At 64.3% G+C, this 14,107-nt stretch carries 11 protein-coding genes; 6 read left to right on the top strand and 5 right to left on the bottom strand.

Going from position 1 to position 14,107, the window contains the following annotated elements:
* Positions 1–55 precede the first annotated feature (55 nt).
* Together H1S03_RS05375 and H1S03_RS05370 are read left to right on the top strand one after the other, a co-directional pair.
* Positions 56–595 (top strand): TRAP transporter small permease, encoded by a 540-nt coding sequence (locus H1S03_RS05375; protein ID WP_185803494.1) that lies wholly within the window; start codon positions 56–58, stop codon positions 593–595.
* Positions 592–1,941, top strand: coding sequence for a TRAP transporter large permease (locus H1S03_RS05370; RefSeq protein ID WP_185803493.1), 1,350 nt, complete (start codon positions 592–594; stop codon positions 1,939–1,941). The genes H1S03_RS05375 and H1S03_RS05370 overlap by 4 nt, the downstream gene beginning before the upstream one ends.
* Positions 1,942–2,016: 75 nt before the next feature.
* Here the strand turns inward: H1S03_RS05370 and H1S03_RS05365 are convergent, their stop codons facing one another.
* The 3 genes from H1S03_RS05365 to H1S03_RS05355 are packed head-to-tail and all read right to left on the bottom strand — an operon-like array spanning position 2,017 to position 2,900.
* Positions 2,017–2,160 (bottom strand): entericidin A/B family lipoprotein, encoded by a 144-nt coding sequence (locus tag H1S03_RS05365; RefSeq protein ID WP_166188918.1) that lies wholly within the window; start codon positions 2,158–2,160, stop codon positions 2,017–2,019.
* A gap of 46 nt (positions 2,161–2,206) precedes the next feature.
* Entirely contained in the window at positions 2,207–2,755 is a 549-nt protein-coding gene (locus H1S03_RS05360) for a sigma-70 family RNA polymerase sigma factor (RefSeq protein ID WP_166188915.1), read from the bottom strand.
* Positions 2,748–2,900, bottom strand: a complete 153-nt coding sequence (locus H1S03_RS05355; protein WP_166188913.1) for a NepR family anti-sigma factor — start codon at positions 2,898–2,900, stop codon at positions 2,748–2,750. Before H1S03_RS05355 ends, H1S03_RS05360 begins: the two co-directional genes overlap by 8 nt.
* A gap of 168 nt (positions 2,901–3,068) precedes the next feature.
* On the opposite strand from H1S03_RS05355, the gene H1S03_RS05350 reads away from it, so the two are divergent.
* The 3 genes from H1S03_RS05350 (at position 3,069) to H1S03_RS05340 (ending at position 11,054) form a co-directional block, all read left to right on the top strand.
* Entirely contained in the window at positions 3,069–3,866 is a 798-nt protein-coding gene (locus tag H1S03_RS05350) for a response regulator (RefSeq protein ID WP_249777810.1), read from the top strand.
* 187 nt (positions 3,867–4,053) lie between these two features.
* Entirely contained in the window at positions 4,054–5,850 is a 1,797-nt protein-coding gene (locus tag H1S03_RS05345; protein ID WP_185803491.1) for a BamA/TamA family outer membrane protein, read from the top strand.
* On the top strand, positions 5,850–11,054 hold the full coding sequence (locus tag H1S03_RS05340; RefSeq protein ID WP_185803490.1) for a translocation/assembly module TamB domain-containing protein: 5,205 nt from the start codon (positions 5,850–5,852) through the stop codon (positions 11,052–11,054). The genes H1S03_RS05345 and H1S03_RS05340 overlap by 1 nt, the downstream gene beginning before the upstream one ends.
* Positions 11,055–11,088: 34 nt before the next feature.
* On the opposite strand, the gene H1S03_RS05335 is transcribed toward H1S03_RS05340, so the two are convergent.
* Both H1S03_RS05335 and H1S03_RS05330 read right to left on the bottom strand, forming a co-directional pair.
* Positions 11,089–11,997, bottom strand: a complete 909-nt coding sequence (locus H1S03_RS05335; RefSeq protein WP_185803489.1) for an NrtR DNA-binding winged helix domain-containing protein — start codon at positions 11,995–11,997, stop codon at positions 11,089–11,091.
* The gene (locus H1S03_RS05330) at positions 11,994–12,581 is read right to left on the bottom strand and encodes an HD domain-containing protein (RefSeq protein WP_185803488.1); all 588 of its coding nucleotides are present in this window, start codon (positions 12,579–12,581) and stop codon (positions 11,994–11,996) included. The genes H1S03_RS05335 and H1S03_RS05330 overlap by 4 nt, the downstream gene beginning before the upstream one ends.
* An 87-nt stretch (positions 12,582–12,668) precedes the next feature.
* Here H1S03_RS05330 and ahcY point away from each other — a divergent pair, with 87 nt between their 5' ends.
* Positions 12,669–14,060, top strand: coding sequence for an adenosylhomocysteinase (gene ahcY / locus H1S03_RS05325; RefSeq protein WP_185803487.1), 1,392 nt, complete (start codon positions 12,669–12,671; stop codon positions 14,058–14,060).
* The last annotated feature ends 47 nt before the right edge of the window (positions 14,061–14,107 follow it).

The following is a 14,107-nucleotide window of genomic DNA, read 5'->3' as shown; positions in this document are numbered from 1 at the left end:
GGAGGTGGGTATGGCGGCACTTGCACCACAGGCGCAGAAGCGGTTTGGCCGGTTTATGAGCTCCCTTTCCATGGGCGCGGCGCTGCTCGGCGGACTGGTGCTGGCCGGGATTGCGGGAATGACCGTGATCTCCGTCATCGGGCGGGCGCTGGCGGGGTATGGGCTGGGCCCGGTGCGGGGCGATTTCGAGCTGGTCCAGATCGGCTGCGCCATTGCGGTGTTCAGCTTCCTGCCATGGTGCCAGATCAGGCGGGGCCACGTGACCGTCGATCTGCTGGTCGAGCGGTTTTCCCCGCGCGTGCAGGCCGCGTTGCGTCTGTTGGGCGACATCGCGTTGGGTGCGGTCGCGGTTCTGATAGCACGGCAGCTTTGGGCGGGCATGATCGACAAGTTCTGTGCCGACCCGTCGGACCCCCTGTTCGGCTGGTTGTGGAACATGACCGGCGTCGCCCAGCCCTATTGCTGGGTCGAGGCGACATATGAGTTGAACCTGCCCGTCTGGTGGGGCTACGCAGCCGGATCGCTGGGGGCGGGGCTATTCGCGGTGGTGACGCTGCATTCCGTCTGGCAATCCCTGAACGAGGTTCTGCGATGAGCGGGGTGGAGCTTGCCATACTCGGCTTCGGGACCATGCTGGGCATGATCGCGATACGCATCCCGATTGCGGCGGCGATGGCGATTACCGGCTTCGTGGGCGTGTGGATCCTGCGCGGCTCCCCCGATCCGATGATGAACCTGCTCAAGAGCGTGACTTGGGACGCCTTCGCCTCCTACTCGCTCAGCATCGTGCCGTTGTTTCTGCTGATGGGACAATTCGCGTCGAAATCCGGTATGTCCGAACGGTTGTTCCGCGCCACTGCGGACTGGCTGGGCCACCGGCCCGGCGGCATCGCGATCGCGGCGGTCGGTGCCTGCGCCGGATTCGGCGCGGTGTCGGGGTCTTCGCTGGCCACGGCCTCAACCATGGGACAGGTCGCCCTGCCCGAGATGAAGAGATACGGCTATTCCGACCCGCTGGCCACCGGCGTGCTGGCGGCGGGCGGAACGCTGGGCATCCTGATACCGCCTTCGATCATTCTGGTGATCTACGCCATTCTGACCGAGCAGAATATCGAGAAGATGTTCGCGGCGGCAATCCTGCCGGGATTGCTGGCGGTGGCGGGATATATCCTCGTCGTCATGATATATGTCGCGCTGCGGCCCGATGCGGCCCAGCGGATGCCGCGCCAGCCATGGGCCGTGCGCCGGTCATCGCTGGTTCGTGTCTGGCCGGTGGTGGCTGTCTTCGTGCTGGTGATCGGCGGGATCGCGGCTGACTGGAACTGGCTGAAACCGGGGCGACAGGCGCTGTTCACCCCGATCGAGGGGGCGGCGGTCGGCGCGGTTCTGACGGGATTATACGGTCTGCTGACCGGCGGCCTGGACAGGCGCAGCTTTACCACCAGCATTCTGGAGGCGGCGCAGGCGACAGGCATGATCTACCTCATCCTGTTCGGGGCACAGGTGTTCAACACCTTCCTCGCCTTCACCCGAACACCTCAGGCGCTGGCCGATTGGGTGGTGACCGCAGGGTTCAGCCCGATGGTGGTGTTGCTGCTGATGCTGGCGACATATCTGATCTTCGGCTGTGTCATGGATTCGCTGAGCATGATTTTGCTGACGATCCCGATTTTCTTTCCCATCGTGCAAAGCCTCGAATTCGGGCTGACCCCGGATGAGACGGCGATCTGGTTCGGGATACTGGTGTTGATCGTGGTGGAGGTCGGGCTGATAACACCGCCCGTGGGGATGAATTTGTTCATCATCAACGCATTGGCGCGGGAGATTCCGATAAGGCGCACCTATGCCGGTGTCATGCCCTTCGTGGTCAGCGATCTGATCCGGGTGGCGGTACTGATCGCATCGCCCTGGCTCAGCCTGGTGCTGGTCCGCGCGATGTAGTCATGGCTGGGGTATATGTGGGCAGACATGGCCGGACGGCGTGCGCCCGGCCATGGAAAACTCAGCCCTGAAAACTCAGTTGGCGGCGTCTTGCGCTGCATCCTCGATGGCGTTGCCACCCTGCTGAATATCCTCACCGGCGCCGGCTACGGTGTTGCAGCCTGCCAAAACGGCGGCGGCCAGAACGAAGCTGGAGATGGTTGCAGTGATCTTGGACATTGTAGTCTCCTCGGTCTTGGTTGAAAAACTCGGTCTTGGTTGAAAATCAGGCGCTGCGAATGTCGACCATCGCAGCCAGTGTTGCGCCATCGGTCAGGCCCGGTTCATCCTCACGCATTTGAAGCATATCGGCAAGACGCGCGCGCGCACGGTTCACGCGGCTTTTGACAGTCCCCACGGCGCAATCGCAAATCTCCGCTGCCTCGTCATAGGACATACCCGCAGCACCGACGAGCATCAGGCTTTCCCTTTGATCGGGGGGCAAAGTCTCAAACGCCTTGCGGAAATCCGAAAGCTCCATCACGCCGTCCTGCGCGGGCTTTACGCTCAACCGTTCGGTATAGACGCCGTCAACGTCCTCCACTTCCCACTTCTGCTTGCGCTTTCCCGAATAGAAAGTGTTGCGCAGGATCGTGAAAAGCCAGGCACGCAGGTTGGTGCCTTCCTTGAATTTTTCCTTGTTCGACAATGCCTTGACGATGGTGTCCTGCACCAGATCGTCGGCGCGGGCATGTTCGCGGGTGAGCGATCGCCCGAAGGCTCGGAGGTCGGGAACCAGGTTCACGACGCCCTCCTCGAAGGTCATATCAGCCATCTGCCGCACCGCCATTGCCCGGTTGGGCTTTTTCACGCAGCTGCGCGACGAGGTTGGCGAGCTGGTCGGACATGGGTTCGTTCATGCTTTCCTCGTAGACCTTCTTGAGATTGGCCTCGATCCGCCGCTCGCTGTCGTTGTTCATCTTCGAATCCTGTCCCGTCATGGCGGCCTGTCCCGTTTTTTCTTGTCGCCTACATGTTTGACCGCCACGTGTACGGCTCTACACTCACAACGACAAGTTAGGGCAGTTCGTTCCAAAGGAAACGCCTGACTTCGCAACCTTCTTGAATTCCGGGGGACGGACATGAGCATGAACGACAAAATTGGTGAGGTGTTGCCCGAACTGCGACGCTACGCACGCGCCTTGTGCGGATCGCAACACGCGGGCGACGCCTACGCGGCCGCGACGCTGGAGGCGATCCTGGCGGATCCCACCGTGATGGAGCAGGGCGGCGACCCCAAACGCACCCTGTTCGAGGTATTCGGCGGCATCTGGCGCTCGACCGGGGCGGATGTTTCAAGCGATACCAGCGAAGGCTCCGCGCGGGAGGCCGTGATGCAGGGCCGCCTGTCCACCCTGACCCCGCGCACGCGTGAGGCCCTCCTGCTGCGCTTGCTGGAGGATTTCGGCCATGGCGACATCGCCCGGATCATGCGCGTTTCCAGCGACGAGGCGCAGGAGCTGGTCGAGATCGGCATGTCCGAACTGGAAAGCGAGCAACGATCGCGCGTGCTGATCATCGAGGATGAGCCGCTGATCGCGATGGACCTCAGCAATATCGTGGAGGGGTTGGGGCATGATGTCATCTCCGTCGCGCGCACCCATGCCGAGGCGATCGCCGCGGTGAACGACCTGACGCCGGATCTGATCCTGGCCGATGTGCGTCTGGCCGACGGGTCCAGCGGGATCGAGGCGGTGGACGAGATTCTGGAGGCCAGTGGCGCCGACATGCCGGTGATCTTCATCACCGCCTATCCCCAGCGCCTGCTGACGGGGGAGCGTCGCGAGCCTGCCTTCGTCATCACCAAACCGTTCGAGGAGCGCAAGCTGCGCGTTCTGATCGACCAGGCGCTGTTTTTCCGCATGTTGCCCGAAACACAGGCCTAGCTCCCTGCCAACCGCAACACCTGCGATGAAGACAGTCACACCGGCGAAATTCCGCCGGTGTGACCCTACGCGAATGTGTGCGGAACTTGCAGCCGCACGGCAGTCGGGTTCGCACGTTTGATGGTGCATCGTCGCGTTGATCTGAATAGGGTTTATCACAGACCCAAATGTATCGGAGCGTTCCCTGGTGTTGCGAATTCTGACCTCCCTGCTGATCGTTCTGACTGTCGCCGCCTGCGGAAAGGATGACCTGGGCTTCGTCGTGCCTCCGACCGCGGAAAGCGTCGATTACACGGTCACGCTGACCGGTGCCCCGACGCAGGATGTCGTCGATCTGGCCGAGGAGACGCTGCAACTCTACCGGCGGCAGGAGGACGGCGCCGCCTCGCCCGCCTTTCTGCGGCGGCGCGCGGACAACGATATCGACACGCTGAAATCGCTTCTGCAATCCGAGGGGTACTACACCCCCGAGGTTACGCGCGTCGTGACCGGCGGCACCGATGACGAGGTTCTGAATGTCGAACTGATCATCATGCCGGGCACGGCCTATGAATTGCGCGAACATGCCTTCGATCTGAACGGCAGCGTCACCCAGCCGACCCTGCCCCCCCCTGCCGAACTGGGGTCTCCGATCGGGGAACGGGCGCAAGCGATCCTGATATTGGAGGCCGAGGACGCCGCCATCGCCACCTTGCGCGGTAAGGGCTACGCCTATGCGCGCTATGTTGATCGGGAGGCCGTCGCCGACCCTGCAGATGGCTCCTTGTCCGTACGCTCGAGGATTGATGCCGGACAACCCCACACCTTCGGCTCCGTCAGCTATGTCGGGTTGAGCGCGGTCGAGGAGGAATATCTCGACACCTATATCACCTGGCAGCCGGGGCAGATCTATGATGCGCTGACCCTCGCGGAATTTCAGCAGGACCTCGTGCGGACGGAACTGTTCAACACCGTCACCGCCGAACCGCCCGAGGAATCGCCCGGCACCGCCGCTCTGCCGATCACGGTGACGGTGGATGAGCGCAAGCCGCGCACCGGCACCGTCGGGCTGCGATACGACACGGATGTGGGCGTCACCCTGAATGCCTCGCTGGAGCATCGCAACCTGCTGGGCCGCAATGAAAATGGCCTGTTCGAGGTCGAACTGGGCACTGAGAACAGCTCGGCCGGGCTGAGTTTCCGCATCCCGCAATTCGGGCGCGACGGGCAGGTCCTGACCCTTGCCGCGAAATATGCCAATATCGACGAGGATGCCTATAGCGGCGACATCTTCACCATTGGGGCCGGGGTGGAGCGGGAGTTGAGCGAGGAGTGGCGCGCGGGCGCGTCCACCATTCTGGAAGTATCCGATGTGGTCGAAGACGGCATCGATACCGAAATCTCCGTTCTGGGGTTCCCGCTGTTCGTGGCCTATGACAATACCGGCGACCCGCTGGACCCGCGCGAAGGCATTCGCGGGCGGCTGACCCTCTCACCCTTCGGGGGGGAGGTGGACGGCGACAGCGTGTCCTTCGTGCGGATCGACGGCCGCATCGCGAACTATCTGCCACTGAACGAGGAACAGACATTCGTTCTGGCCTCACGCCTGCGCATCGGCTCGATCATCGCGGAAGACGTGTTCGACGTGCCGATCACCCGACGCCTGTTCGCCGGGGGTGGCGGATCGGTGCGCGGCTACGCCAGCCGCTCACTGGGCCCCGAGGATTCCGACGGCGATGCGCGCGGCGGTCTGTCGGCGGTCGAGATCGGAACCGAATTGCGCTTTCCCGTCCGGGGCGATCTGGGCGGCGTGGTCTTTGCCGAGGCGGGGCAGGTCTCCGACAATGTGTCGCCGGAATTCGACGATCTGCGCGCGGCCATGGGGCTGGGCGTGCGGTACTACTCACCCATCGGGCCTGTACGGGCCGATTTCGCCTTCCCCCTCGATCCCGACGCGGATGAGGACGGGTTCCAGTTCTACCTCGCAATCGGGCAGGCCTTTTGATGCGTATTCTGACCACCCTGCTGATCTGGCTGACGCTGAGCCTTCCCGCCGTGGCCCAGACCTCGATCTTCGATCTGGACAACCGGCTGGTGCAATTCGCGCTGAGCCAGATTTCCTCGCCCGGCAGTTTCGAGATTACCGCCGATCTGGTTGAGGATGCCGAGGGCGCGACGCGTCTGAACGGGGTGGAGATCTCCGACGGCACCGGCGTCTGGCTGACCATCGAACAGTTGGTGGTGGACTGGAATTCCTCAGCCATTCTGCGCGGACAACTGGAACTGGAACGGATCATCATTCGCGGTCTGGACATGCAGCGCCTTCCATCTCCCAACGCCGAGGCGCCCGAGCTGGACGTGCAACAGACGCAGGGCACCCCGTCGCCCTTCGACTGGCCCCGCGCGCCCATTCCGGTCAGCCTAGACCAGATGACCCTGGAGGATATCCGCATCGGACCCGACGTTCTGGGGCAGAGCCTGACATTCGACGGTCATGGTTCGGCCCGCGATCAGGGGGACGAGCAGCGTCTGGAACTGACCATAACCCGGACCGACGATATCGACGGGGAAATCGACCTAACCTATCTGCGTGATTTCGCGGCGGAAACGCTGGCCGTGGATCTGATCGCGCGTGAATCCGCTGGCGGCGTCGTCGCCATGCTTGCCGGTTTTCCCGAGGACAGCGCCAGTGCCGTGCAACTCAGCGGCAACGGCCCGCGCGACAATTGGCAACTGACCTTCGACGCCGAAACCGACGACGTGTTCGAGGCGGAGGGCGCGGCCGTGGTCAGCTATGTCGAACCGCTGGGTGTCACGGCGGATTTCGTCCTGGTTCCCGGGCCGGAAATGTCCCCCTCCATCCGCGCCGTCACTGGTGAGCGTGCGGAACTGGATGTCGCGATCGTGCAGGGCGCGGATCGCGTGCTGCGCATCGACGCGCTGGAACTGGACAGCCCGGCCCTGCAACTGAACGGCACCGGCAGTTTCGATCTGACAACGCAGGCCAGCGATCTGGCGATCAGGGTGGAGGGAAACCGCGAATTGTCCAACCTGGTGGATGGCGTGGCCTTCGCGGGGTTCACTTTCGAGGGTCAGGTCACTGGCCCGCCGGATGACCTGACCGCACAGGGGCAAAGCGCGCTGATCGACTTCCGATCCGCTCTGGTCGATGCCGAACGTGTGACCCTGACCCTGAACGCCCGACGTCTGGACGAACGGCTGCGCTTCACCGCCGACGGCATGGGAACCGGTCTGCGGCTGGATCAGGTCGATGCCGACACGCTGGGCGAGGCGACCCTGCGCATAGATGTGGTGCAGGAGGGGGATCTGGTGGAGCTGAACACCGCCCGTCTGGACAGCCCGCTGATCTCCTTCTCGGCCGAGGGGCGCACCGATCTGTCCTTTCAGAATGCCGACCTGTCCATCGACCTGTCCACCGACAGCGTGGCGCCGATTGCCCGGTCCTACGGTCAGGAGGCCACAGGCGAACTGGCGCTGATCGGGCGCGTACAGCGCAATGAGGGCGTTCTGGACGGTCGCCTGTCCGGGCGCATCGCGGATTTCCGCAGCCCGCCCGCCGATCTGGAGCGATTCGATCTGGTGGTCGAGCTCGGCCAGCAGGGTGAGGATATCAGCATCAATCTGGACGGCACCGCCACCGGGCTGCGCCTCGATGAGCTGGAGGCAGGTCTGATCGGCCCCGCTGAGATCGAGGCCCAGGCCACTCTCGGCACACAAACCCTGACGCTCAACAGTTTCACCCTGCGCTCCACCCCGCTCGACATTGATCTGAGCGCCACGCAGGAGCGTGAAACAGGCCTCGCGCAGTTTGAGGCGCGGGTCCAGACCCAGGAGGCGGAACCGTTCGCGCAGGCCTACGGCATCGACGCCTCGGGGCGGCTGGATCTGCGGGCTGAGGGAACGGTGTCCGAAGGTGTCCTGTCCGCCACCACGACGGCGCAAGTGCTGGAGCCGCGCTTCGCCGATATCGCCCGTGCCGATCGGCTGAACCTGAATGCCAGCGTGGTGGGCGGGGCCGAGGCGGGCTATACCGTGCGCGGCGCGCTGGATGCCGAACGGTTGAGCGCCATGGACGTATCCGCCGACGTCATCGGGCCCGTGCGGCTGGAAACGGAACTGCTGTTCGCGGACGGAGTGCTCGACCTGAAACGTATCGACCTGACCAGCCGCGCCGTGGATGCGACGGGCGCGGCGCAATACGCCATTGATGGCGGCGATCTGTCGGCCAGGCTGGATGCCGAGGTGCCGCGCCTCGCCCCCCTGGCCGAGGCCTTCGGTCAACCGCTCGAAGGAGCGCTGACCCTCACGGCGGAGGTCGCGCGCATTGACGATGTGATCGACGCCGAGGTCCAGACGGACCTGCGCGGCGGTGCCTATGGTGAGCTTGCCGATATCGCAGCCGCCGAGATCCGGCTGAGCCTGGACGGCCCGCTCGACGATTATACCGTCGCCGCGAATGCCGAAATGGCGGGTCTGCGCGTGGACAGGCTGACGCCCGAAATCCTCGGCCCCGTCACGCTGGACGCCACCGCGCGGATGACCGATTCCGCATTGGTCACCGCTGAGGCCGACCTGACCTCCGACGCGTTGAGCGGCACCCTGACGCCGCGTGAGGGCGGGCAGGTGCTGGACTACGCGCTGCGCTCGACCAACATTGCCGATCTGGCCCGTGCCTACGATATTCAGGCCAGCGGTGTGCTGCGGGCTGAGGGCACAGTCTCGCTGGGCGAACCGATGCGGATCGACGGGTCGGCCGGCGTGCGCGGGTTGAGCGTGGCGGGAACGCCGCTGGGCACCATCGCACTGGAACATGAGGTCGTGCTGAGCGACGACATCGCGGCGAATATCGCCCTGATCGGCAGCGACGGCACGATGGCGAACACGGATGTCACGGCTGATATCGCGCTGTCGGACGGAGCGCTGACCTTGCGTGACCTCGACGGCACGCTGGTCGGGCAACGGCTGTCTGGCCGCGCCGATGTCGATCTGGCCACCTTGCTGACCGAGGCGACGCTGGACCTGTCGCGCGCCGATCTGTCGCTGATCCCGCTGGCCGATCTGGACGGCACGGGTTCGGGGCGTATCACCCTAACGCCGCGCGGCGGGCGGCAGGATGCGACTGTATCCCTGAACCTCAACGGTGCCGGAACCGGTGCGATCACGGCAGCCAGCACCCGGATTGAAGCCGACGCCACGGACCTGCTGGGGGGTGATCCGGGCATTGCCGCCGATGTGGCGGTCGAGGGGCTCGACCTTGGCGCCGCGCAGATCACCACGGCGGATATCGACGCAAACGGACCTCTCTCTGACCTGACGGTCGGCGTTGCGGCTACGGGTACGGCACTGGAAAAACCGCTAACACTGGACACGTGCGCGCAGGTCGCAATGCAGGGCGGGGCGACGAATGTCAGCGTCTCCACCCTGAATACAACGGTGGGCGACGCGCGGATTTCGCTGGAGCGCCCGCTGCAACTGTCCATTGCGGGCGGTGCTGTGCGAGCCGATGATATCGCGATCCGCCTGCCCGGCGCAGGAATGCTGACAGGATCCGTGCAATTGATCGGTGGAGGGCTGGTCGGATCGCTGCAGGCGAACGGGGTAGATCTCGAAACCCTGGTCGAGGAACTGGGCGTGCCCGTTGTCGCCGGGCGTCTGGACGCGACAGCGCAATTCGACACGCGCCCGTCGCGCGCCAGTGCCACGCTGAACGGAACGCTGGTGAATTTCGTCGGCTCCGACGTGCTGGAGGAAGGGCTGACGGTCGATGCCGTCTTCGAAGCCGACTGGAACGGCCGGGTCGTGGATGCGGGGGTGATCGTCAACGGAGGTTTCGAGGAACCTTTCCAGATCGAGGCATCGGTGCCGCTGGTCGCCCGTGCGGGCAGCCCGATTCCGCAACCCGCGATGAATCAACCGCTCAGCGCTACGGTGCGGTGGGCGGGCGAAGTGCGCCCGTTATGGGCATTCGTACCGGCACCGGGCCAAATTCTGTCCGGCCTCGCCACGCTGGATCTGGACGTGGACGGCACGCTCGCCTCGCCCCGCGTCGGTGGCAACGTGTCACTGTCCGATGGACGCTACGAGAACCTGGACTTGGGCCTGATCCTGACGGAACTGACAATCATCAGCGATATCGACCCGAACGGCAATCTGGGCTTCGTCGTGCAGGGCAGCGATGGCGGGCAAGGCTTCGTATCGGGCACGTTGAACCTGGACACGGGCGACGGCCCGCTGACCCTGGTGTCGGAGTTCGTGGCGGAGGACGCCGTTCTGGTCCGCCGCGATGACCTGACCGCGCAGATCAGCGGCACGGTCGGCGTCAACGGGCCACTCAGCGCGCTTGACGTGGCGGGAGATCTGAACGTGGACCGGGCCGAATTCCGGCTGGTCAACGCCACCCCGCCCGAGATCGTCACCCTTGACGACGTGCGCATCATCGGTGAGCCGGAGGAGGAGGAGGAGAGAAGCGCCCCGACCTCCATCAGCCTGAACATCGACATTCGCGCGGCAGACGGTCTGTTCGTGCGGGGCCGGGGTCTGGAATCGGAATGGGCCCTGGCGCTGGACGTGCGCGGCACCGCCGCATCGCCCCGGATCACCGGGCAGATCGAGCGGTTGCGCGGCACCTTCTCGCTTATCGGGCGAAGCTTCGATCTGGAGGAAGGCGTCATCACCTTCGACGGCGGGGCGAATATCGACCCGCGTCTGAACATCGTTCTAAGCCGTACCGATGACGATCTGACGGGACAGATCATCATTTCCGGGTCCGCCAGCGATCCGCAGATCGACTTTGCCTCGCAACCCGCCCTGCCGCAGGAGGAGGTTCTGCCCCAGCTTCTGTTCGGTCAGTCGCAGCAAAGCCTCAACGCGGGTCAGGCGCTGCAACTTGCCTCGGGCCTGGCGACATTGCTGTCCGGCAACAGCGGCCCGTTCGACGTCGCCCGCGGTGCCCTGGGCGTGGATGTGCTGCAACTCGATGCGGGCAGTGGGGGTGACGGCTCCAGCCTGACCGTGGGCAAGACGTTGAGTCAGGGCGTGTTCATCGGCGCGGAAACCGCGCTGGACGGATCGGGAGAGAACACCGTGGTGATCGAGCTGGACGTGATCCGCAACGTGGTGATCGACGCCCGAATCTCGGCCGGGTCGGGATCGTCATCGGTGGGGATCAGCTATTCCCGCGATTTCTGAGGGCATCGCCCGGAATGCGCGGAGCCAGCCGGGATCAGCGCACCCGCGCCCCGCCGAAACGGACGGGACTGACACGTCGTTCCCACTCCGCTTCCGCAGCGAAGCGGTATTCGGATGCGGGCCGACCGCCGCGCCTGCTGGTTTGCGCGCCCGTCGGCTCGATCAGACCGGATTGCATCATCATCCTGCGAAAGTTCTGCTTGTGCAGCAGCTGGCCAGATACCGCCTCCGCAGCACTTTGCAATTCAAACAGGGTGAACGTCTCACGCATCAACTCGAACAGGACGGGCCGGTATTTCAGCTTCGCCCGCAGACGCCCGATGCCGGTCGCGAGGATACGCCGGTGATCGCGGGGCATGGGGCGGCCCGTGCCTGCGATCTCGGCCGGAACAGGCTGCCTGCGATCGTTGAAATATTCCGCCACCAGACCCGCTTCATACAGCAGTTCGTAGCGCTCCAGCACCAGTTCGTCGCGCCAGGGATGCCCATCCAGCCCGAAGGACAGTCGCAACCGGTCCCGCTTGTTTGAGGTATCTGCCCATTTGCGCAGGCGCGGCTCCAACAGGTCGGTCAGGGTCGGGGGCACCCCCTCGCGCCGATCCTCCCACGGGAAGAACTGCGCCCAGGCGCGCCAGTCCTGCCCCTCCAGCCGTTCGCGCCCCGGCACGATCGCCAGATACCCGATGGAGACGTGATGCGCCCCCTCGCCCCCGGCGCGATCGCCAAAGGTGTAGAGCTGCTCTACATGCGACAGGGTATGGCCAGTATCGCTTTCGACCCAGTCACGCAGCGACATCTCCAACGTGCCGTGGCGTTCGGGATCAAAGGCCCGCGTCGGCAGCTCCGGCCCCGGCAGGGTCAGCACATGCGGAACGGCGCGGTGCTCCCCCTCGATCACGCCGACCAGAACGGCGCTGAGGCCCAGTTCGATCTCCCGGCTCACATCGCGGCCATATGCTGTGCGAATCGATCCAGAAAGGCATCCTTCACCACGCTGGGCGGGCGCAGGTCGATGCGGATCGCCTCGGCCGGTTTGTGACGCGGTGCCCCGAACAGGCGGTTCGCCTCCGCTTTCGTGAAGCCCGCGATGCGCACTGCCTCCGCCCAGGCGGAGATCCTGTCGGCCCGCTTGATCCGCTGCTTGACCGTTTGCGGAATAACCGGCGGCAGGCCAAAGCGCTGATGCACCGCCGCCGTCAACCGCATGTCCATCGCCCTGTATCCCGGCCCGACAGCGGATTTCACGGGAGAGATCATGTCACCGATCACGTATTCGGGCGCATCGTGCAGGAGGGCCGCCAGCCGCCATCTGGCCGGGCTTTTGGGATTCATCTCATGAAACAGATCATCCACCAGCAGGGAATGTTCGGCGACGGAATAGGGCCAGTCGCCCCGCGTCTGCCCGTTCCACCGCGCGACGAAGGCCAGACCGTGCGCGATATCCTCGATCTCCACGTCCAGGGGCGAGGGATCCAGCAGGTCCAGCCTGCGTCCCGACAGCATCCGTTGCCAAGCCCGTTCCGTCATATCACCTCCTGCGGCATCGTCTGCATTGTGAGACGTGGCCGCTTTTGCTATGTGCGCGTCAAGTATGAATTAAGGGAGCCGCAGGTTATGGCCAACGATTACGTCGTCAAGGATATCTCTCTCGCCGATTACGGGCGCAAGGAACTCGACATCGCGGAGACGGAAATGCCGGGGCTTATGGCCTGCCGCGCCGAGTTCGGCGAGAGCAAGCCGCTCAAGGGTGCGCGCATCGTCGGATCGCTGCACATGACGATCCAGACCGCAGTTCTGATCGAGACTCTGGTGGAGCTGGGCGCCGATGTCCGCTGGGCCTCGTGCAACATCTTCTCGACGCAGGATCACGCGGCGGCGGCGATCGCGGCGGGCGGCACGCCGGTCTTCGCGGTCAAGGGCCAGACGCTGGAGGAGCATTGGGATTACCTCGACAAGTCCTTCATGTTTGCCGAAGGCGCGAACATGATCCTGGACGATGGCGGCGACGCCACGCTCTATGTCCTGCTGGGCGCGCGGGTCGAGGCGGGTGAGACGGACCTGATCGAGGTTCCCACCTCGGAGGAGGAGGAGGCAATCTTCGCTCAGATCAAGAAGCGCATGGCTGAGACGCCCGGCTTCTTCACCAAGACGCGCGACGCCATCGTCGGCGTGTCCGAGGAAACCACCACCGGCGTCCACCGCCTGTACGATCTGCACAAGAAGGGCCAGCTGCCCTTCCCCGCGATCAATGTGAACGACAGCGTGACCAAGTCGAAATTCGACAACAAGTACGGCTGCAAGGAATCCTTGGTCGATGGCATCCGCCGCGCCACCGATACCATGATGGCGGGCAAGGTCGCCGTGGTCTGCGGTTACGGCGACGTGGGCAAAGGCTCCGCCGCGTCGCTGGCCGGTGCGGGTGCACGGGTCAAGGTGACGGAGGTCGATCCGATCTGCGCCTTGCAAGCGGCGATGGACGGCTTCGAGGTTGTGACGCTGGAGGACGCAGTGAAAACCGCCGACGTCTTCGTCACCACCACCGGCAACAAGGACGTCATCCGCATCGAACACATGCGTGAGATGAAAGACATGGCGATCGTCGGCAATATCGGGCACTTCGACAACGAGATTCAGGTCGCCGCGCTCAAGAACCACAAGTGGACCAATATCAAGGACCAGGTGGACATGATCGAGATGCCGTCGGGCTCCCGCATCATCCTGCTGTCCCAGGGCCGCCTGCTGAACCTGGGCAACGCGACGGGCCACCCGTCCTTCGTGATGTCCGCGTCCTTCACCAACCAGGTGCTGGCGCAGATCGAGCTGTGGACCAAGGGCGACGAGTACCAGCCCGGCGTCTACATCCTGCCCAAGCATCTGGATGAGAAGGTCGCGAGGCTCCACCTCGACCGCATCGGCGTGAAATTGTCGAAGCTGAGCGACGAGCAGGCAGGCTATATCGGCGTCAGCGCGGATGGGCCGTTCAAGCCGGAGCATTATCGGTATTGAGGTTCAGGTATCGTTGAAGATTGGGAGGCCCTGCCGGAAACGGTGGG

The organism is Pontivivens nitratireducens (genome assembly GCF_014235845.1).
In the GTDB taxonomy this organism is placed as follows: Bacteria; Pseudomonadota; Alphaproteobacteria; order Rhodobacterales; family Rhodobacteraceae; genus Pontivivens; species Pontivivens nitratireducens.
Note: the sequence above shows the minus strand (reverse complement) of the source record. Positions and strands in the feature narration are given on the sequence as shown.

Excerpts from the sequence above, each read along its gene's own strand:
- H1S03_RS05375 (WP_185803494.1), top strand. The coding sequence starts at position 56 with ATGAGCTCCCTTTCCATGGGCGCGGCGCTGCTCGGCGGACTGGTGCTG.
- H1S03_RS05370 (WP_185803493.1), top strand. The coding sequence starts at position 592 with ATGAGCGGGGTGGAGCTTGCCATACTCGGCTTCGGGACCATGCTGGGC.
- H1S03_RS05365 (WP_166188918.1), bottom strand. The coding sequence starts at position 2,160 with ATGTCCAAGATCACTGCAACCATCTCCAGCTTCGTTCTGGCCGCCGCC.
- H1S03_RS05360 (WP_166188915.1), bottom strand. The coding sequence starts at position 2,755 with ATGGCTGATATGACCTTCGAGGAGGGCGTCGTGAACCTGGTTCCCGAC.
- H1S03_RS05355 (WP_166188913.1), bottom strand. The coding sequence starts at position 2,900 with ATGAACAACGACAGCGAGCGGCGGATCGAGGCCAATCTCAAGAAGGTC.
- H1S03_RS05350 (WP_249777810.1), top strand. The coding sequence starts at position 3,069 with ATGAACGACAAAATTGGTGAGGTGTTGCCCGAACTGCGACGCTACGCA.
- H1S03_RS05340 (WP_185803490.1), top strand. The coding sequence starts at position 5,850 with ATGCGTATTCTGACCACCCTGCTGATCTGGCTGACGCTGAGCCTTCCC.
- H1S03_RS05330 (WP_185803488.1), bottom strand. The coding sequence starts at position 12,581 with ATGACGGAACGGGCTTGGCAACGGATGCTGTCGGGACGCAGGCTGGAC.
- ahcY (WP_185803487.1), top strand. The coding sequence starts at position 12,669 with ATGGCCAACGATTACGTCGTCAAGGATATCTCTCTCGCCGATTACGGG.